Source organism: Bacillus sp. Leaf49, assembly GCF_001426125.1.
GTDB classification, from domain to species: Bacteria; Bacillota; Bacilli; order Bacillales; family Bacillaceae; genus Bacillus; species Bacillus altitudinis.
Window position 1 is genome coordinate 389911 of sequence record NZ_LMRK01000001.1, and the last position, 18866, is coordinate 408776.

At 40.4% G+C, this 18866-nt stretch carries 20 protein-coding genes and 1 tRNA gene; 2 read left to right on the plus strand and 19 right to left on the minus strand.

What is annotated here, in order from left to right:
• Positions 1 to 189 precede the first annotated feature (189 nt).
• From ASG46_RS02085 to ASG46_RS02100, 4 genes are all read right to left on the minus strand, one after another.
• Positions 190 to 414 (minus strand): phage holin, encoded by a 225-nt coding sequence (locus tag ASG46_RS02085; RefSeq protein ID WP_008347764.1) that lies wholly within the window; start codon positions 412 to 414, stop codon positions 190 to 192.
• Between the two features lie 145 nt (positions 415 to 559).
• Positions 560 to 1456, minus strand: coding sequence for an iron-hydroxamate ABC transporter substrate-binding protein (locus ASG46_RS02090; RefSeq protein WP_007500130.1), 897 nt, complete (start codon positions 1454 to 1456; stop codon positions 560 to 562).
• A gap of 16 nt (positions 1457 to 1472) precedes the next feature.
• Positions 1473 to 2474 (minus strand): FecCD family ABC transporter permease, encoded by a 1002-nt coding sequence (locus tag ASG46_RS02095; protein ID WP_025208010.1) that lies wholly within the window; start codon positions 2472 to 2474, stop codon positions 1473 to 1475.
• On the minus strand, positions 2471 to 3523 hold the full coding sequence (locus ASG46_RS02100; RefSeq protein ID WP_038475387.1) for a FecCD family ABC transporter permease: 1053 nt from the start codon (positions 3521 to 3523) through the stop codon (positions 2471 to 2473). The genes ASG46_RS02095 and ASG46_RS02100 overlap by 4 nt, the downstream gene beginning before the upstream one ends.
• 310 nt (positions 3524 to 3833) lie before the next feature.
• Here ASG46_RS02100 and ASG46_RS02105 point away from each other — a divergent pair, with 310 nt between their 5' ends.
• Positions 3834 to 5243 carry a polysaccharide deacetylase family protein gene (locus ASG46_RS02105; RefSeq protein WP_056702835.1) on the plus strand — a complete coding sequence of 470 codons (1410 nt, stop codon included), beginning with the start codon at positions 3834 to 3836 and terminating at the stop codon, positions 5241 to 5243.
• Positions 5244 to 5258: 15 nt separating this feature from the next.
• Here ASG46_RS02105 and abc-f read toward each other — a convergent pair whose 3' ends face one another.
• The 15 genes from abc-f to ASG46_RS02170 all read right to left on the minus strand — a co-directional run bounded on the left by abc-f (position 5259) and on the right by ASG46_RS02170 (position 18003).
• Positions 5259 to 6818, minus strand: coding sequence for a ribosomal protection-like ABC-F family protein (abc-f, locus tag ASG46_RS02110; RefSeq protein WP_200939613.1), 1560 nt, complete (start codon positions 6816 to 6818; stop codon positions 5259 to 5261).
• A 334-nt stretch (positions 6819 to 7152) separates the two neighbouring features.
• The gene (locus ASG46_RS02115) at positions 7153 to 7923 is read right to left on the minus strand and encodes an ABC transporter ATP-binding protein (protein ID WP_056702841.1); all 771 of its coding nucleotides are present in this window, start codon (positions 7921 to 7923) and stop codon (positions 7153 to 7155) included.
• Entirely contained in the window at positions 7917 to 8735 is an 819-nt protein-coding gene (locus ASG46_RS02120) for an ABC transporter ATP-binding protein (protein WP_056702844.1), read from the minus strand. The genes ASG46_RS02115 and ASG46_RS02120 overlap by 7 nt, the downstream gene beginning before the upstream one ends.
• Entirely contained in the window at positions 8698 to 9585 is an 888-nt protein-coding gene (gene opp1C, locus ASG46_RS02125) for a nickel/cobalt ABC transporter permease (RefSeq protein ID WP_024719866.1), read from the minus strand. Before opp1C ends, ASG46_RS02120 begins: the two co-directional genes overlap by 38 nt.
• A 5-nt stretch (positions 9586 to 9590) precedes the next feature.
• Positions 9591 to 10520, minus strand: coding sequence for a nickel/cobalt ABC transporter permease (opp1B, locus tag ASG46_RS02130; RefSeq protein WP_024719867.1), 930 nt, complete (start codon positions 10518 to 10520; stop codon positions 9591 to 9593).
• A 14-nt stretch (positions 10521 to 10534) separates the two neighbouring features.
• Positions 10535 to 12178, minus strand: coding sequence for a nickel ABC transporter substrate-binding protein (gene nikA, locus ASG46_RS02135; RefSeq protein WP_056702847.1), 1644 nt, complete (start codon positions 12176 to 12178; stop codon positions 10535 to 10537).
• A gap of 123 nt (positions 12179 to 12301) precedes the next feature.
• Positions 12302 to 13471 carry a macrolide family glycosyltransferase gene (locus ASG46_RS02140; protein WP_056702851.1) on the minus strand — a complete coding sequence of 390 codons (1170 nt, stop codon included), beginning with the start codon at positions 13469 to 13471 and terminating at the stop codon, positions 12302 to 12304.
• Between the two features lie 167 nt (positions 13472 to 13638).
• Complete coding sequence (locus ASG46_RS02145) at positions 13639 to 14529, minus strand: ABC transporter substrate-binding protein (protein ID WP_056702976.1); 891 nt, start codon at positions 14527 to 14529, stop codon at positions 13639 to 13641.
• A gap of 250 nt (positions 14530 to 14779) precedes the next feature.
• Positions 14780 to 15244: a DinB family protein gene (locus tag ASG46_RS02150; RefSeq protein ID WP_056702854.1), complete on the minus strand. Its 465-nt coding sequence runs from the start codon at positions 15242 to 15244 to the stop codon at positions 14780 to 14782.
• A 422-nt stretch (positions 15245 to 15666) separates the two neighbouring features.
• Positions 15667 to 15939, minus strand: coding sequence for a hypothetical protein (locus tag ASG46_RS02155; RefSeq protein WP_056702858.1), 273 nt, complete (start codon positions 15937 to 15939; stop codon positions 15667 to 15669).
• Positions 15940 to 16077: 138 nt separating this feature from the next.
• A complete protein-coding gene (locus ASG46_RS02160) occupies positions 16078 to 16824 on the minus strand; it encodes a hypothetical protein (RefSeq protein ID WP_056702859.1) in 747 nt (248 codons plus the stop codon).
• 106 nt (positions 16825 to 16930) lie between these two features.
• A complete protein-coding gene (locus tag ASG46_RS21410) occupies positions 16931 to 17020 on the minus strand; it encodes a helix-turn-helix domain-containing protein (RefSeq protein WP_138279274.1) in 90 nt (29 codons plus the stop codon).
• 49 nt (positions 17021 to 17069) lie between these two features.
• Positions 17070 to 17246: a hypothetical protein gene (locus tag ASG46_RS20890; protein ID WP_156376639.1), complete on the minus strand. Its 177-nt coding sequence runs from the start codon at positions 17244 to 17246 to the stop codon at positions 17070 to 17072.
• Between the two features lie 3 nt (positions 17247 to 17249).
• Positions 17250 to 17708 carry a hypothetical protein gene (locus ASG46_RS02165; RefSeq protein ID WP_156376640.1) on the minus strand — a complete coding sequence of 153 codons (459 nt, stop codon included), beginning with the start codon at positions 17706 to 17708 and terminating at the stop codon, positions 17250 to 17252.
• A gap of 219 nt (positions 17709 to 17927) precedes the next feature.
• Positions 17928 to 18003 (minus strand) — tRNA-Arg (locus ASG46_RS02170).
• Positions 18004 to 18256: 253 nt separating this feature from the next.
• Between ASG46_RS02170 and clpP the strand changes: the two genes are divergently transcribed.
• Positions 18257 to 18853 (plus strand): ATP-dependent Clp endopeptidase proteolytic subunit ClpP, encoded by a 597-nt coding sequence (gene clpP / locus ASG46_RS02175; protein WP_024719872.1) that lies wholly within the window; start codon positions 18257 to 18259, stop codon positions 18851 to 18853.
• Positions 18854 to 18866 lie beyond the last annotated feature (13 nt).

Below are 18866 nucleotides of genomic sequence, written 5' to 3' on the forward strand. Positions count from 1 at the left end.
AAAAGGCTCTTTTCAGTTTATGGACAAAGGGCTAAAATGAACTTATTTTAGCCCTTTGTCTTCTTTTCAGCGTGATAGAAAACCTTTGCAGTCTAGGAAGGACGAGCACCAGCGCGCAGGACTGACACCGAATGCGAGGGTTTGTCTACATGCTGAGAGCCTTTTTGCATGAAAAGGCTCTGTTTTCTATTATTCTTCTTTTTTGGTTCGAGCTTTTTTCGTAATATCATTGTTCTTCCAATAGGCCCATAGTGATGTGATGCCAAGAAAGGCTAACGTAATGAATTGCTGCACACCTTCTTCATCAATTGGAATTGGGCTTTTTCCTGCAGCAGTGAGAGCGCTGTTCACAAGTGCCAATAAAAGCAGCACAAGCCTCGCAATAGTGCCTGCACTAATTTTTTGAACCTTCAACTGTAACCCCTCCCCTTATCCTTTCATACGGGCGATACTGCTCGTTCCCTCTCATATGTATGCAAAAAGCGAATGAATAGAAGAACGAATCAAAAAAAGAGACATCATTCCTAGATGCGGAATGATGCCTTGATTTATGTGCTGTTTATTTAGAGAACATCTTTTTTGCTTCATCCATTGCCATTTTGTTGCCTAGAGCTGAATAATCTAACCATGGCTGATCGGCAATCGGATACACTTGGTTTTTCTTCACGGCTTTTAGGCCTTTCCAAATCGGCGTCTGCTCTAACTGTTTGAATGCCTGTTGCGCCTTATCATCACGGTTCACGACGACAAAAATAGCATCTGCATCAAAGTCAGGAAGCACTTCTTGAGAAATGACTTCAAATGGACGTTTGCTGTCCAGTTTTTTCACACCATCTACAGGTGTCAGTCCTAAATCATCGTATAAAATTGGCCCCATCGGACGTTTCATACTAAATACTCGAAGCTCTTTTGCTGTTACACGAATCGCCATCACTTTTCCATTTCCAATCTTTTTCTGGATGAGTGATTTGACTTCTTTTGCTTCTTGATTGTAGTCCTTAATATATTGATCGGCTTCTTTTTCTTTATTGACGAGCTTGCCGATTTTTTTCAAATGATCACGCCATGTGCCATCATTTAAATTAAACACTTCGGTTTTGGCGATTTTCTTGTATTTTGATAAGTCTTGTCCAGCCAGTTCTTCATCGACGTAAATGACATCTGGTTTTAAAGCAAGCAATGACTCCATATCAGGATCTGCTGCGATGCCCAGCTTTTTCGTTTGGCTAAGCTGCTTTTTCGCATGTGGAAGGAAATCTTTTAAGTCTCCCCCTACAACAGAGCCAGCAGGTTTTATCCCGAGTGCTAATAAGTCATTTGTTAAATGAATCGACAAGGACGCAATCTTAGGTGTTCCGTTTTCATCTTGATTTGTTGTCTTCTTTGTTTCCTGTTGACCACAAGCGGCCAGAATCAAGAAACAGAGCGTTAAACCAAACACAAGTACTTTTTTCATGATGAGTTCCTCTTTCTTATTTTGTTTTTGTTAGTAAATAGAGAAAATAAGGTGCTCCGATAAAAGCCACAACCACACCCGCTGGGATGGCATTTGGGGCAAATATGGAACGTCCGAGTGTATCAGCACTGACCAAAATCAACAATCCGAGCAAGGCGCTCACTGGTAAAAAATATTGGTGCAGTGAGCCGACAAGACGCCTTGCCAAATGAGGTGCAACAAGGCCAATAAAACCAATTCCGCCTGTCATCGATACACTTGCACTCGCTAGACCAACAGCTAAGGTGAGAAGAAAAAGTCGTTTGCGCTCTACACGTACTCCGACACTTGAGGCGACGGCATCACCTAATGTTAACGCATTGAGTGTGCTGGACTGCATGAGCGTAAGCGGGACAAGACATACGATCCAAGGTAGGAGCGCAAGCACATGAATCCAGTCTCTTCCCCATACATTTCCCACAAGCCACCTTGAAGCGAAGGTGTATGTATCTTCATCCAGTTTCAATGACAAATATAACGTCAATGCACTAAACCCCGCAGCTACGGCAATTCCAACAAGGATCAGCCGGATAGGCACAAGCCCTTCATGCCTGTCGTACGCAAGAAGAACGATGACTGCCGCCGCAAGCAGACCTCCACCAAACGTAAAGAGCGGAATGAGTAAAGATGGATTTCCTTCTAGTACGTGAAAATACGTCACAAAGATGATTAAGCCGAATGCGGCTCCTGCATTCAGACCAATAATCCCAGGGTCAGCCAGTGGATTGCGGGATAAACTCTGCAAAATGCCACCTGCGATACCTAGACCTATTCCAGCTAGTATCGTCACGACGATTCGAGGCAGACGATAATCAAACAGCACCGTCTCACTTTGGAAATCTCCAAAGCCAAATAACGTTTTGACGACAACGAGAGGACTGAGTTTCAGCGTGCCGGTATTTAAACTATACAGCACGACAGCCGCACTCAGACAAAGCAAAACGGCTGTCACGACAAGAGCACGTCGTTTCTCTTTCATGACAGGTTCCTCCCTTCTTTTCTGGCAATATATAAGAAGAAAGGAACACCAACAAGTGCCACCATGACGCCAATGGCAAGCTCTCTTGGCGGATTTACTGTCCGGCTGGCAAGATCAGCGAAGACGAGAAGCATTGCGCCTAAAATCGCTGACATCGGAATGACGAAACGATAATTGACCCCAACCAGCTTTCGTGCAATATGCGGAATGACAAGTCCGACAAACCCAATAGACCCAACCGCCGATACAGAAACGCCTGCCAGCAGAACCGCAGCTGCCATACCTAGTATTCGCACTTGCCGGGTTTTCACCCCTAAATTCGCAGCTACATCTTCACCAAGTGATAATAACGAGAGGGATCGTCCTAATAACATCGCCCAAACGATGACAATGAGAATGACTGGAGCAAGGATCATCAGCTGCGGCCATTTGACACCTGCCACACCCCCTGCATACCAAAAAGCCAGATCCTGACTGAGATCAAAGTAAATGGCGATACCTGAGCTTAGCGCATGCAGCAATGCGGCAACAACAGCTCCAGCTACAGTGAGCCGAAGTGGGGTCAGCACGCCGCCAGCCGCCCCAATGGCAAAAATCAACAGTGTACTGAGAACGGCACCAAAAAAAGAAAATAACATCAATGCCGAATAAGGCATTCCTGGAAAAAAAGCAAAACAGAGAGCGACTACAAACATCGCACCGCCGTTAATGCCTAATATCCCCGCATCTGCCAGCGGATTTCTTGTAATGCCTTGCATGAGCGCACCTGCCACAGCAAACGCCGCTCCAACAAGCGCCGCTCCTAGCACACGAGGAAGCCTTAATTCATGAATGATCTGCTGCTCTGTTACATGAGACTGATAGTCAAACACAGCTGTCCAGACCGTTTGCAAAGACAATGACTTTGCACCGTAGGAAACAGCCAAAAACATAGCCGCCAATAAACCAATGACAGCGAGAAAAAACAATAAAAAGAACAAAATAGGTGATGATCGTTTTTGTTGAGATGTTCGCTTATCCGGCAAAATCGGTGTCATCCTTTTCTTCATTAAAAGTCAGTTTGAAAATGAGAATCATAATCATCAAAATTATAGCCGTCAGCCTCTGAAAAATCAATGTACGGCTCATTTTTTTTATTATTGAAGGTATTGGTAGACGGCAAATAAGAGAATTCTTTCCTTCTGCTTTTTCTCGTTGTGAAAGACCTATCAATTTTTACAGTATTTTAATAGGAAAATAGTTGACATTCCGCATGAAAATCCCCTAAAATTACAAAAGTAAGTCAATTGTTATAAAAATATTACAAACAGATGTCAAAGGAATAAAGAATGACCCGTCATGAGAGGAGAATTGAAAGTTGTGTCAGTAAAGGGAAAATGGAGTATCATCCTATTTGCGCTTGCCATCGTCATTGGAGCAGTTGCATTCTTTCAAAATCAGCAAGCAAGCGGTACAGAGAAGAAAAATGTGAAGCAGGATACGAATTATAAAAATGTTGAAATTGTCACTCTTGTAAATGACGGGAAGTTTATGAGATATGCGGTGAACTATCCACTTTTTCATCAAAAAAAGCTAGATGACAAGATTCAAAGCTATGCGAATTCAGCATTAGAGCATTTCAAAAAGACATTTAGTGAAGCAAAGGACATTGATGAAAACAAACGGTTTGAACTGAATATTGACTATGACATGGTGCACTATGCAAAACAATCTGCGGCCATTTATTTTACGACCTACACATATACAGGTCAGCAAAATGGGACCACTCATCACGTCACAATCAATTTCGATTTTCAGAAAAAAGACTTTCTTGACACAAAAGATTTATTTCAACCCAAAAAGGACTATTTGAAAAAATTATCCTATATTACATACACGGAGCTTAAAAAAGATAAAACCTTGTCTAAGGATCTATCACTCCTTCAAAAAGGAACAGCCCCTACTGATCAAAACTTCAGTCAATTCGCCTTAAAAGAGAAATATATAGAGTTCTATTTCCCAGCTTCTCAAGTAGCCGCAAAGGACTTAGGTCCGCAAACGCTGGCGATCAAAAAGACGTTGCTAAAAGATATCTTGAAGCCTGAATATATGAACAAGACCAAAAATCAGAATGAAATCAAAGAACCGAATCCAAAAAGAAAAGCCGTCAAGCTGCCGCAAAAGCCAAAGCTTGATCCGAATAAAAAAGCCATCGCACTCACATTTGATGATGGTCCAAACCCAGCCACAACTTCAACCATTTTAGCAGCGCTGAAGGAAAATAAAGGACACGCCACCTTTTTCGTATTAGGAAGCAGGGTTCAGTATTATCCTGGAATGCTTGCCGACATTTTAAAGAGCGGAAATGAGATCGGAAACCATTCATATAACCATCCTTTATTAACGAGACTCCCTCTAAAAGAAGCGGTCAAACAAGTAAAAGACACGCAGAAGCTGATTGAAAAGGCCAGCGGTTATACTCCTACGCACTTTAGACCGCCATATGGAGGAACAAATCCCGACATCAATCAAGCGGTGGGCATGAACGTTTCATTGTGGGATGTCGATCCTGAAGACTGGAAAATTCGCAACAGCCAGCAGATCACAAACCATGTCCTCTCACATGCAGCAGATGGCAAAACCGTACTCATGCACGATATTTATGACAGCTCTGCTCGAGCAGCAGTGAAGATCATACATGAACTCACCAAACAAGGCTACCAGCTTGTCACAGTCAGCGAACTTGAACAATTGAAAAAAGAACGAAACGAACAGACCCCTGCGCAGTAAACACAGGGGCTTTTTTTATGACTCTAACAACTTCTTTCTTTTTAACAATGCTTGAAACGTCTCTTCAAGCTCACGAGAAGGCTCGATGCTTAAACGACTGAGCACTTCAGACAGCTGCATATCAATCAGCAGGAGCTCTTCTTCTTTCTTTGTAGCAGCTGGCTTTTCTTCCTTTTGTTTATATTCTTCATAGGTGCCATCAAAGCGTTCAATGGTACCCTCGTGCACATGAAGAATACGAGTAGCCACCTGCTCAATGAGCCTCCTGTCGTGGGAGACAAACACAATCGTACCCGGGTAATCTTTTAAAAGTCCTTCAAGCGCTTCTACTGCCGCAAGGTCTAAAAAGTTCGTCGGTTCATCAAGCATCAGAACATTGGCATCACTGACGAGCAACTTTGCAAGCATCGTCTTCACCCGTTCCCCGCCGCTTAATACGTTCGTCAGCTTATACACATCGTCTCCCCGAAAGCCAAGTCTCGCTAAAACGGTGCGAACGATCGCCTCATCTTGAATCGCCTGTTCCAGTGCATTTTGTAAAATCGATTCATCTAGATTCAGTCCTGAAAGATCTTGGCTGAAATAACCAATCTTCACGGCTTCTGAACGAAAAATCCCGGGATGTCCGTTTACAAGCATTCGGAGAAATGTCGTTTTACCGCTCCCATTCTTCCCAATGATCGCGACTTTGTCTCCGCCTCTCACTTCTACATTCGCCTTTTTCCAAAGGACTTTATCTCCTGCCATGCCATCTACATGTTCGACACGAAAAATGGAGCGGCTTGCCACTTCCTTCATGGTGTGCTGCGTCATTTGAAGAGGCTGGACTTCCTTTACCTTCTCCACCTTTTCTAATTTCTCCATTCTTGTTTCGATGGATTTGGCTGTTTTTTGAAGCTTTTTTTGCTTGTTTGCATAATAAGGCTTCGCAATTTTAGGCCCCGAGGATTTCAGCTTTGGAGATGGCTTTGTCGCTTTGTCGGCCTTTTTCATTTTCTTTTGCATGGCATATTCTAACTGTTTTTTCTTTTGGGTATACGCCTCGTACGCCTCCACTTGCTGGCGATGTTCGAGTTCTTTTTGCCGGGCAAAATCGCTGTAGTTGCCTTTGTATGGCTTGAGTTTCCCATCCTCCAATTCCCAAATGTCTGTACATAACGCATCTAAAAAAGCACGGTCATGCGAGACGACAATCAGAGCACCTTGATGATGACGAAGCTTTTCTTCTAGCCACTCAATATGCTCCGTATCTAAATGAGTCGTCGGTTCATCGGCTAATAAAAGGGCAGAAGGCCGGCTTAAAGCTCTTTCAATATAAGCTTGTGTCATCTCTCCGCCACTTTGTCTGCCATCTCCTGTCTTTAGTTGAGGAAGCAGTGTACAAGTTGTAGTGTGTGCAAATGTGCCGCTGTCTGGTTTTTCCCTACCCGCCAGTACATGGAGCAATGTCGTTTTCCCACTGCCATTTGTCCCTACAAGGCCGATTCGGTCCCCTTGATGAATGGCAAGCTCCTCTATATCAAATAACAAACGATCCTTTCGAAATACTTTTAATTGGTGGGCTCTCAGTAACATCCAACCCTCTCCTTTCGTATCAGGAGACATGAAAAAGCCTCCCATTCTCAGAATAGGAGGCAAAATGGTGTACAAAAATAAGCGTATCGATACAGAATGACATGCGGTTCATCAAATGAGCACACATATCCCCCGTATCCATCACTTCAATCTTTGATTCCCAAGCTGTACCATCCTATTCCGAAGCTAAAAAATGAAAACGCAGCAAACATAGCAACACATATCGTTTGCTCACTGCCTTCGTTCTTTCATTTTGCTTACAGGTCATAGGATTAGTACTTCATTGCATTGGGTCACCCTTCCGTCGTTTATTACGTATACGATAAAAGATTGGTTATTTTTTGTCAAGCTGAAAAGGCATGAGTGAGTCTATTAGCTTGAGCGTAAATGGATGAGTCGCTTCAAACAGCTGGTCACTTTTACATTCTTCCACAAGTTTTCCCTCATGTAAAAAAAGAAGTCGATCACATAAAAAAACGGCTGCCTCTAGATCATGGGTAATCATGAGAATGGTCATATCTAACTCTTGCTTTAATGTCTCAAGAAGTTCCAATATTTGAACTTGGACAGAAACGTCAAGTGAGCTAAGGACTTCATCTAAGATGAGAATGGCTGGATTCGTCGATATGGCTCTTGCTATGCATACACGCTGGAGCTGACCGCCGCTTAGCTGATGAGCATATTGATTTAGCAAAGACGATGGAAGTCTTACTTGCTTGAGCAGGGACAACACTTTTTGGTTCACATCCATGTTTCGCTTTATTATTTGCATGGGTTCTGCTATGATCTCTTTCACTGTAAAGGAAGGATGGACAGAAGATAGATAATCCTGAAAAACAACACTCATTCCCCCCCGGTTCATCTTACGCCATGTATGAGCTGGCCATCCACCTATCTTTATCTCTCCGCCGTCTAATGTTTCTAAACCAAGCAGCGTACGTACTATTGTACTTTTACCACTGCCGCTCTCACCGACTAACCCGACACATTCACCCTCTCCAATCTGAAATGAAACCTGAGCTATGCGTGCTATGGATTCCTCTTTATGAAAAAAGCGCCCTTTATCTTCTCCATGTTTAAGTAGTTGATTTGCTGTGATCAGCATGGGAATGCCCTCACTCTCTTCTGCTGCTTGAGTGCTTCAAGGGGGGCCGATAACCGAAGCCTCGTTTCTAGTAAATGCCTCGTTTGAGGATGCTCAGGTGATGTGAATATCTCTTTTGCATGACGATGCTCAAGCAGCTTCCCTTGGTGCATCACCAACATTTCATCAGCGATTGCCTGAACGACACCTAAATCATGCGAAATGATGATCAAGGCAGCTCCTGTTTCTTCTTTCAGCGTCTGTAATTGCGTGATGACTTCACGCCGGTTATATGCATCTAATGATGCTGTAGGCTCATCGGCAATGATCACGTCAGGAGAAAGCATGATCGTAATGGCAATCATGACACGTTGAAGCATCCCTCCCGACAGCTCATGAGGATATTTTTTCATTAACATATGCGGATTGTTTAAATGGACACGTTCTAGCCCAGTGATCGCATGTGCTGTTCCTTCTTTGCCACGTAAGCCCAAATGCCGCTGGAATGTTTCAAGTATTTGATGACCAATTGTTTCAATTGGATTGAACGCATTCATGACATCTTGTGAAATGAAGCCAATTCGCTTTCCTCTCCAACGCTGTGCAGCCTGACTTGTCAATTTTTCACCGTCAAACAAAATGGTCCCAATCATCTCTAGCGAAGGAGGGATGAGGCCAATTAATGCTTTTGCCACGGTTGATTTTCCGCTTCCACTTTCTCCAATAACGCCTAAACAACGTTGTCTATGTAATGCAAACGTGATATTTGCCACTAAATCCTTTTGTTGAATCGGATCATGTACGGACAGGTTTTTTATCTCGATGAAAGGCAAACCGTCTCCCCCTTTTTTTGTTGCTAAGATGCATGGCAGGGTTCATGACCTGCTGAAGACTATCTCCCAAAAAATTCAGTGCCATGACCACAAATAAGATCGCAAGTCCAGGCGGAAGCATATGAACCGGGTGCGTCACCATGACATTCTTCGCCTCGTTGAGCATCATGCCCCATTCCGGTGTAGGTGCACTCACACCTAATCCAAGAAAAGACAAAGCAGAAATATTTAAAATAACCCAGCCTGCGTCAAGTGTAGCAAAGACAGCTATCTCTCCTGAGATGCGAGGAAATAGATGTTTTCGAAGGATATAAAAAGGTGAACCCCCAGATACTTTCACAAACTGAACAGATGGTTCATTCGTATATTGCAGGACTGACGAACGAATCATCCTTGTATACCAAGCCCATTTTGCAAGGACATTGGCTAAAATAATATTGAAAAGCCCAGGTCCCATAATGCCCACAACGGCCAAAATCATCACCTCTGCTGGAAATGACAGCATGACATCACATATTCTCATTAGAGCTCCATCAACTTTCCCTCTAAAAAAGCCAGCCATGAGTCCAAGTATCGTGCCAATGAGCATCGTGATACACATTGTCAGCACGGCAGCAAGCATCGTTGTCCGAATACCATATAAGAGCCGCGACAATACGCATCTCCCCAGCTGATCGGTTCCAAGGGGATATGTTAGACTCACACCAGCATATTTTTGAAGAATGTTCGTGTCAGTTGGGTCATGCGGCGCTAGAAACGGTGCAAACAGCCCAGCTAATGTGACAAGTACCAAAAGCCAGATAGACAGAATAGCCATTCGATCTTTTCTTAATTGATTCCATACGATCAAATTTTTTAGACCTCCTTTCTTAACTGCGGGTTCATGATCATTTGTATGACATCAGCAACGAGGTTGCACACAACGAACAGGCATCCCATCACAAACAAATAGGCTTGAATAATAGGGAAATCGGCGTGAAAAATAGCTGTTACACACAAACGGCCAACCCCTGGCCAAGCAAAGAGATTTTCAATAATGACGGTTCCTGCAATGAGCTTTGGTATTGACATACCGAGTGCTGTTACCGCTAGTTGAAGGGCATGTCTCATCACCTTCAATTGAATGGTTCGTTCCTTTAAACCACGAGCTCTTGCATAAAAAACAAAGGGCTCGTGCTGAAACTTTAGAATTTGATTTCGAATGAGTCTCACATAGGTCGATAAGTAGCCAAGTGATAAAGTCATCGCTGGCAAAAGAATCGATTTAAATCCTTCCATTCCACTCGTGTTGACCCAGTTAAATTTGACTGAAAAAAGCCAGATAAACAAAATGCCCAACCAAAAACTAGGCATGGAAGCTGCAATAAACACAAATGCTCTCACGATTCGATCCAACCATGTATGTGCCGCATATGCACACACCATTCCGAACAACAAACTCAGCACAATAATAAACAAAAGGGACATCCCTGCAAGCTGTAAAGTCGCAGGAAGTGCCTCCAAGATCAGATCAAGAACTGGCTCCCGCGTGACATAGCTGCTGCCAAAATCACCTGTTAATCCATCTTTAAGCCATGTGGCATATCGTAAGAAAAATGGTTGATCTAAGCCTAGCTCTTGACGCATGGATTCAACCATTTCTTCAGTTGGGGTTACTTGGTTCACACGTAAAGCGACCTCAGCTGGATCACTTGAACGCATCGCAAGCAGCACAAACGCAAAGAAGGTAATGAATACAATGAGTGGTAAAAGAAACAATAATCTTTTTATGATATAGCGTGTCATGTCTCCGCCTCCGGTTATGACGAAAAATACATTCGGTCAAAAGGAATTTCATACTGAGATACATGAAAACCTACACCTTTGAGGCGCTTATTATAAACAGCCTTTGTCACAGAATACGAGATAGGAATATAGACATTTTCATCATGAATATAAGTCAAAATATCTTGGTACATTTGTTTTCGTTTTTGCTCATCCGGCTCCACCAATACTTTCGTAATGGTCTCATCCAGCCACTTTTTCTTTTTCAATCCTAATTGAGCTTGGTAATCAGCATGGGATGCAACACGGAATGAAGAGACGTATGTTTGAGGGTCATAAGGAAGTCCCCACGATAGAGAGTACATAAGATCAAACTTTCCTGTTTTTTGACGATCTAAAAATGCCTGTTTTTCTTCACCTCTAATATCCAGCTTGATTCCAACCTGCTTGAAATCCTGTTGTATCGATTCACTAATCGTTCTTTCACCTGCATTATCCGAATTGTAATAAATGGTCACGCTAAGCGGCTTGTCTTTTTGATAGCGATAGCCGTCTTCTTTTAACTTCCAGCCTGCCTCATCTAATAATGCCTCTGCTTTCTTTTTTTGATAGGTTTTCTGTTTAAGCGGAATGTCCGCGTAAGGGACAGACGGAGCAAGCAGTGTATGTGCCACCTGTTCAGTTCCATTTAAAATCCCTTCTGTAATCATCTCTTTTTGAATGGCATATTGAAATGCTTCTCTTACTTTTGGATCTTGTGTTATTGGTTGATTGGAGTTGATTACAATAGATCTTGAACCAACAGGAGGACTCACAGTCACACCATATTGACCAGCTTCTTTTAAAGCCTGAAATGAATCTCCATCAATCATGTCACCATCTGCTCCAAATAAGAGATCAACCTCCCCTTTTTGAAGAGCGAGTAAAATGGTTTGATGATCCGGCATGACCTTCCATTTCACCGTTGAAATCTTTGGTTTCTTTCCCCAATAATGATTATTCACTTCAAAAATGGCATATTGATTTTTCTTATGTTCCTTTAACACATAAGGACCTGTACCTGCATAACCTTTGACGCCTTTTGATGTGGTGCCATCAATAAAGCTTTTGGGAGAAATAAAACGGAATGGACGTGTTAAACCAAGTTCTTCTAATGTTGGATAATAGGGCTCCTTCAATGTGAGAACAAAAGTATGTTCATCTACAGCCTTTGTGGATTTAATTTCTGACACGAGATTAAGCCAAGCATTTTTTTCAAGATTTTTGACAACTGCATCCATATTCATTTTGACAGCCTTCGCATTAAATGGCTCACCATCTGAAAAAGTCACGTTTTCTCGAAGATGAAATGTGTAGGTTTTTCCATCTTTAGAAATATCCCAGCTTTGGGCCAGGGCTGGTTGAATGCCTTTTTCCGTATTCACAACAAGCGATTCAAACACCATATTTTGAGCGGCCATCTCCCCGCTATATAGATGGGGATTAATGTCTCTTATATCTTTTGTACTTGCATACACCAGTTCATCATCTTCTCTTCCACTTAAACTGGAAGAGGTCTTATTTTCAGAACATGAAGCCAATAGAAAGCAAGCCATGACTGAAAACAACATCAAGGTATATGTCACAAAGGACTGCTTTTTCTCATCCTTTTTCTTTATGTAAACTGGTTGATCATTCATATGTACTTCCCCCAAACATTCATTTTATCGTAATCATTACGATTATCAATCGAAATGATTACGAATTGAATATTAGCATACAGATCTGGGAAATACAATGTCTTTTTCACAGAAAAAACAGACTCATGATTGAGTCTGTTTCGCTTGCATAAACTGATCAATGACACGTAATGCTTTTTCTGTTCCACCTGCTGTTTGGAAACTTTCTTCAATCTTTTCAATCCCAGCACGGTATGTGTCACTTCCGAGTACACTCTCTACAGTATCTCTCAACTGCCTTGCTGTCAGCTGGTCTTTATCGAGTGCACGAGCAGCAGAGAGATCCGTCAGTCTTTTTGCCACCATCGGCTGATCTTTGTCAACCGGGATGACAACCATTGGAACATGATAATGAATACCTTCATTGACACTGTTCATCCCGCCGTGGGTTACAAACACATCTGTCAGTTCAAGGACTTCAAGCTGCGGCACATAAGGCTCGATGAGAAAATGAGATGGCGCTTCTTTTAGGAGAGACATGTCGATTTTTTCACCAGTTGCGAGAATCACTTTTCCATCAAAGTCGGCAAAGGCATCAATACACATATTAAAGAATGCTTCAGTATCTCCAAGAACCGTTCCCATTGAAATAAAGACGATCTTCTCCCGCTCAAGCGCTTCTAATGGGAAATCGTGCTGGTCAGCACGTTTTAGAAAACTCGGTCCAATGAAAACAAACGAATCATCCAATGCATCAACAGACGGCTGAAAATATTCACTTGTATACACCATATTCAGTTCGCCGCGGTTTTTCATGAATTGCATCAAATGCTTTGGCTGAACGCCAAAACGTTCATGTATTTCTTCTAACAGATGAGCCGCCTTCTCATCTTTTCTGTATAGAGGGGTATCAAAATGCGCCTCCTGCAGCACAAAAGAAGGATTCGAACCGATGCCTGGAATCTGTAAGTAATCCCGCACAAGCTCACCTGCTCCAAACATATCAAAATAGACCAAATCAAATGAATGCTGTTGAGAAAGAGTTTCCACCACTTCTAAAATGTCTAATGACGTTTGTAGCATGGCATGAAAAAATGGCTGCATGGACTCCAAATCGTCTTCTTCCACACTTAATGTCCGAATATAATCTGGATGTATATGTATGTGAGCGCCTAAGCGTTTGATCCGTTTTTGATAATGTTCAGTTGTGACCACATGCACTTCATCACCTCGATCAACAAATGCTCTTATCATTCCTAACATTGGGTTCACATGTCCTTCAGCTGGGAACGTAATCATTAAAACCTTCGCCACAAGAATCCTCTCCTTATTGTCAATTCCCTTCCATGTTAATCTTATACAGTGATCAGGCTCAACAAATACGCCTGAAAAGGGGATAAATGAGTCTTATGGCTAGTATTTTAAGAGGATAGCAGAAAAAAAGACAAAGCCTCCTTTTTAAGTGCTTTGTCTTTTTTCTATTAATTTTTGAGCAGCATTTGTTTAAACGCAGCAGACTGTTTTTCAATTGAGATTGGATCAGCATAGATAAATTCTTTGATTGAATAGGATAAAACATGTCCTTGTTTCACTGCTTTATTCTTCTTCCATACACCGCTGCCTGTGATATCTAGATTAGGTGCTTTTCCATCCTTTGTTGGTACAAGTAAATAGTCACCTGTATACTCATTCATCTCTTCTAATGAAATACCGAGATACCCTTCTTTTGGTAGAGCTTTCTCTGCTTTTTCAGGCAAACTGAATCCATACCCTTGATAGATAACCTCTCCTCCACGACCAAAGTCTGTACCAAATAAGTACACCTGCTTAGGCTGCACATCCATAATGGAGAACGTCTTGTCTTCACCAATTTTTGCTTTGACCTCTTTGCCGTCTTTTTTCAGCTGCTCGTCCATTTCTTGTATTTGTTTTTTGGCTAACGATTCTTTTCCAAGAATCTTTCCGATTTCAATATGCATCTCTTTAAAGCTATGCTCACTTGTTGTGAAAGTGATTGTTTTTGCGATCTTTTTATATTTTTCAACTTGATCATTTTGTGAATACGCAATAATGAGATCAGGTTTCAGTTTGGCGATTGCCTCCACATTTTCTATCGGCACCCTCTTCACACCTGTTTCATCTAAAAAGGATGATTTAGGATAAACATCTGTCATGCCAACAGGTGTCACACCTAACTTTTTAAAATTTCCAAGCTGTGCTGTTAACACAACAATTCGTTTCGGTTTGTCAGGAATGGTGATCTTTTCACCCGTTTCAGTTGTATATGTACGAGTATTTGATTCTTGTTCTTTATTGTCTTTCTGCCCGCAAGCCACCAACAATACTGCCAGCAGACTCATAAGCCAAATCATTTTTTTCACTTACGAAACCACCTTTAATTGAGAATGATTATTAATTATAACATAAGCAGTGTGGTTTAGATGTAAAGTTTTAGCAGTGAACGCCACATACAAAAAACCCTCTTCTGATGGAGAGGGTTCGAGAAACCTTTTTCAATTGTGAACTAGGTTGAATGCACACGCTGAGAATCTATAAAGCCCCGACACGATAGATGTTATTACAGGATATTATGAAAGCAAAACACCCTTTAGTCGAAAAACATCATTCAAACATTAAAATTTTGGGGTCTTGATTGTAACAGTGAACAAGCATAGCATGTAATTGTCCTCTATGATGATAAACATGTGCTAATATCTCTAACAACCATTCATACCTTGTATATGTCACACCCCAATAAGAAGTGGTACGAGACAGTAGTTCTGTGTCCGATAATTTCATATAATTATTTTTTAATGAATGGAAATTAGTCATTAAACCATTTTCTATCGATTTTATAGTTTTATATGATACATTAGCATAAAATGTTTCCATCTCTTCTTGGGTCGCCTCATTTGCAATACGCCAGTCAGCTTCACAAATGATCGCAATGTGTTCCAGCAACTCTCCGATAGACTGCTTATGAGGTGTTGGTTTTTTTTGTAAATCAGCTTCTTCTAATTGACTTACTATTTTTATCAATGTTTTAACAGCTACTTCAATTTGATGTAAAACACTTTCACAATTCATTAGTGCCTCCTTATGAATGAATTCTGCCCTTTTCGTTGAACAAACTTTGAAAATATTGATGCACTGACTTTATACTCCAATAATAGATTAAGTTTACTTGATTACCTATCATCAAGAAGATTTGTCTTTTTAACAATATTAATCTGTGTTTTTCGATACAAAATGAACTCTCTAATAAATAGTGAAGTTCCTCTCAATTCACTCACACAATACCACTCATAAAAAAACAAAAAAACCCTTTATTTCAAAGGGTTTTCAAGTTCTTTCATAAATGATCCATCGGATACTCAAGACGCGCTCGGAGAACGTACACTTTATGTCTTTGATTACTGTTATAACTATATTTTAAGTTGATTTGGTGCAAAATTTGTGCAAAAAAAATTGCTGTTTCTACTTTAAATAAGACAAGATTTATTAAAGTTTTAGTAATGACCCTTAAAATTATTTGTTTTGATTTCTTTTTCCCAATCAGAAATTTCATTTTGAAGAGATTTAATATTGGCTTCAATTTCCTTGATGCTTTTTTCATAATTAATTCCAGACTGCAATCCTAATCTTTCCTGTTCAGCTTGTTCTCGCACAAGTCGTTTTTTAAAAATTTCAATTAAATCTTGATTGTGTGCAATTTTACCTTCAAGATATTTAACCCAATGTTCTTTTTCAACTGTGTTATTTTTACCATTATAAGTTCTCATAGATGGACTCCTCTCTTTAATTCAATTACTGGTTGTCGTTTTGAGAACTGCAGTATCTATATACAGCAACCCAAAACACGTATTTGTCTTTTACCCGTATATTAAAACAAGCTGACGAGCATGTAATACGAAGATACTTTAGATTCTAAAAGAATTAAATCCAGTAATTTCGCACGTTTTATTAAAATATTCTTTAAGCCATTTATATTTCATGAGAATTTGAGGTTTTTTATTATATTTATCAAGATTCTGAATAATGGAGTTTTTGGTTTTCTCTAAGAAATTTAAATATTCCTCTCTTCCATCTACATTTAGCTCTTGATTTAAGAAATCGACATAGAAATTGCCATCTTGGTCTTCTTTAAGTAGATCCAAATAGTCTTTATAATAATCGTGTTCTATTTCTGGTAAAGGATTACCATATCGATATACTGTTTCTAAATAGTTTGAACTCACTATGACCCTAGGATAAATCGCACAGTTACTTTCAAGATTGTATGCTTCATTCATAGCAGGACCAAACACAATATTCTCTTTATGATACAACTTTCCTGCTGTCATACCACCACGTATGCAAATTCCAAGATTCATTAAATTGATCTGTAAAAAAATAACTTCATTTAATAAAATCCAACCCTCACTATTATTTGAAACAGGCATAGAAATTACTATAGAGTCAGAAAAAACAGTTACTTCCTTACCCATATCTTTCAAAGATAAAGTTCCCTCATCGTTTTCCCGTTTTATCCTTGAAATATAGTTTAAAGCTTCGTGGATATTTTTCAATTGATCTTCATTTTCCTCTGATTCCTCAACAAAATTTTTAAATCCAAGAATATCGATAAAAACTATATATCTATGCTCATATTGTTTATTCTCTTCCAATTATTTCCCCTCTATCCATTCTAATTTCCTAAATTGTATAAAATAACCATAAAAAATACAAGCTTTTTGCTCATTCAATAATAAGAGTCGAAGAAGTCCTTACAAATCACTTTTCTGATACATATTGACTTATTGAAGTTTCCCCTATACCCGTCAACTTTGACAATTCAGCCTGTGACATATTTGTTTCATCCATAGCTTTTCTTAAAATTTCTGCAAAACCCAATCCATCTATCTCTACTCTGCTATTTGTTTTTTATCCATTCAATGTCCTCTTTTGTCCATCCATCTGGCAAACCATTTGGAAATGGATCATCTGCATACACTGGCTTCAAAAGAACCTCGTCATATTCCTTCGTTTCTGAATCCATATGGGCATACATATGAGCGCATAGCTCTAGTTGCTGTTGCACATCCACCATAACTCAAATCACCCCCATAGGCGGTGATTTGAGTTTCATGTCATACTTCCTAATGTAAGACCAAATAGGGCTATAAAACTTACGTCCCCCATTCATAAGATCATACGTGATTCTTTTGTCTTTTTTCTCGACCTGTTCATCATCAAAAAGGTGACCTGTGTGACGCTCAACGTTTATGTGTGGAAGCTCGTACGTAATGTCATACACTGATGTTTCGCCCTTCATTTCACTGCTGTGCTTCGTTTCTTCCATTTCAACTAAAGAACGGTTTCCGTTTTTCTTGTATGTCAAATAACTATCGACCATATTCGTCGGAACTTCAAAATCAAATGAAGGCGCAACCTTTCCGCCGATTTCATTTTCATAATGAAGATTTACTTCCCTTTCAAAGCCATAACCTGTTTCCTTTCTTGGAATTTGACTAATCGGTATACTTAACTTTTCATAAAACACCTTTCCCATCAAAGGCGTTTTTTCTGTCATACAAGGATGTTGTCATGACAGCTTCTTACTTTTCTCCACATCTCAAAAGATCCACAAATGGAAAATTTGTATAAAACGTAACATTACCGTTTACTCACTTTTAATTCCACGCACATAAAAAAAGCTAAAAACCCTTTATTTCAAAGGGTTTTTAGCTTTTTCACAAATGATAAATCGAATCCTATCGGATCCTATAGACGCGCTCGGAGGGATTCGAACCCCCGGCAGACGTGGTACCGGAAACCACCGCTCTATCCAACTGAGCTACGAGCGCACGATATATTTTTTGAACGTCAGCATATCAAATTATAAGGGAAATGCTGCAAGAAAGCAATGATTAATCGCTATCCCTGTCGATGCATTTTCTTCATTCCCATACATATACTCATATGATGGTTTGAAGTGGAAGAGTTTTGGGGAAAATGGATAGGGGTATTTGATTTTAGGTCAGCGTTTTGTTTGACCTTTATTGACCAAAAATGTATCATTGAATTACATACTTACCTAAAAGGTGAAGGAGGAACATTATGAATTTAATACCTACAGTCATTGAGCAAACAAATCGTGGGGAAAGAGCTTACGACATTTATTCTCGTCTTTTAAAAGACCGTATTATCATGCTTGGTTCTGCGATCGATGACAATGTTGCCAACTCCATCGTATCACAGCTTCTCTTCTTAGAAGCCGAGGATCCAGAAAAAGATATCTCTATCTACATTAACAGCCCTGGCGGTTCGATCACAGCTGGTATGGCCATTTACGATACGATGCAATTTATTAAACCAAAGGTATCAACTATTTGTATTGGTATGGCTGCATCTATGGGTGCGTTCCTGCTTGCTGCTGGTGAAAAAGGTAAGCGTTATGCCCTTCCAAATAGTGAAGTGATGATTCACCAACCACTAGGTGGTGCGCAAGGTCAAGCAACAGAAATTGAAATTGCGGCAAAACGAATCCTTTCTTTACGCGATAAACTGAACCAAGTACTTGCTGAACGTACTGGTCAGCCAATTGAAGTCATTGAGCGCGATACAGATCGTGACAACTTCAAAACAGCGGAAGAAGCACTTCAATACGGACTCATTGACAAAGTCTTGACCCGTAATTCAGAAGAACAAAAATAATCACAAAACAAAC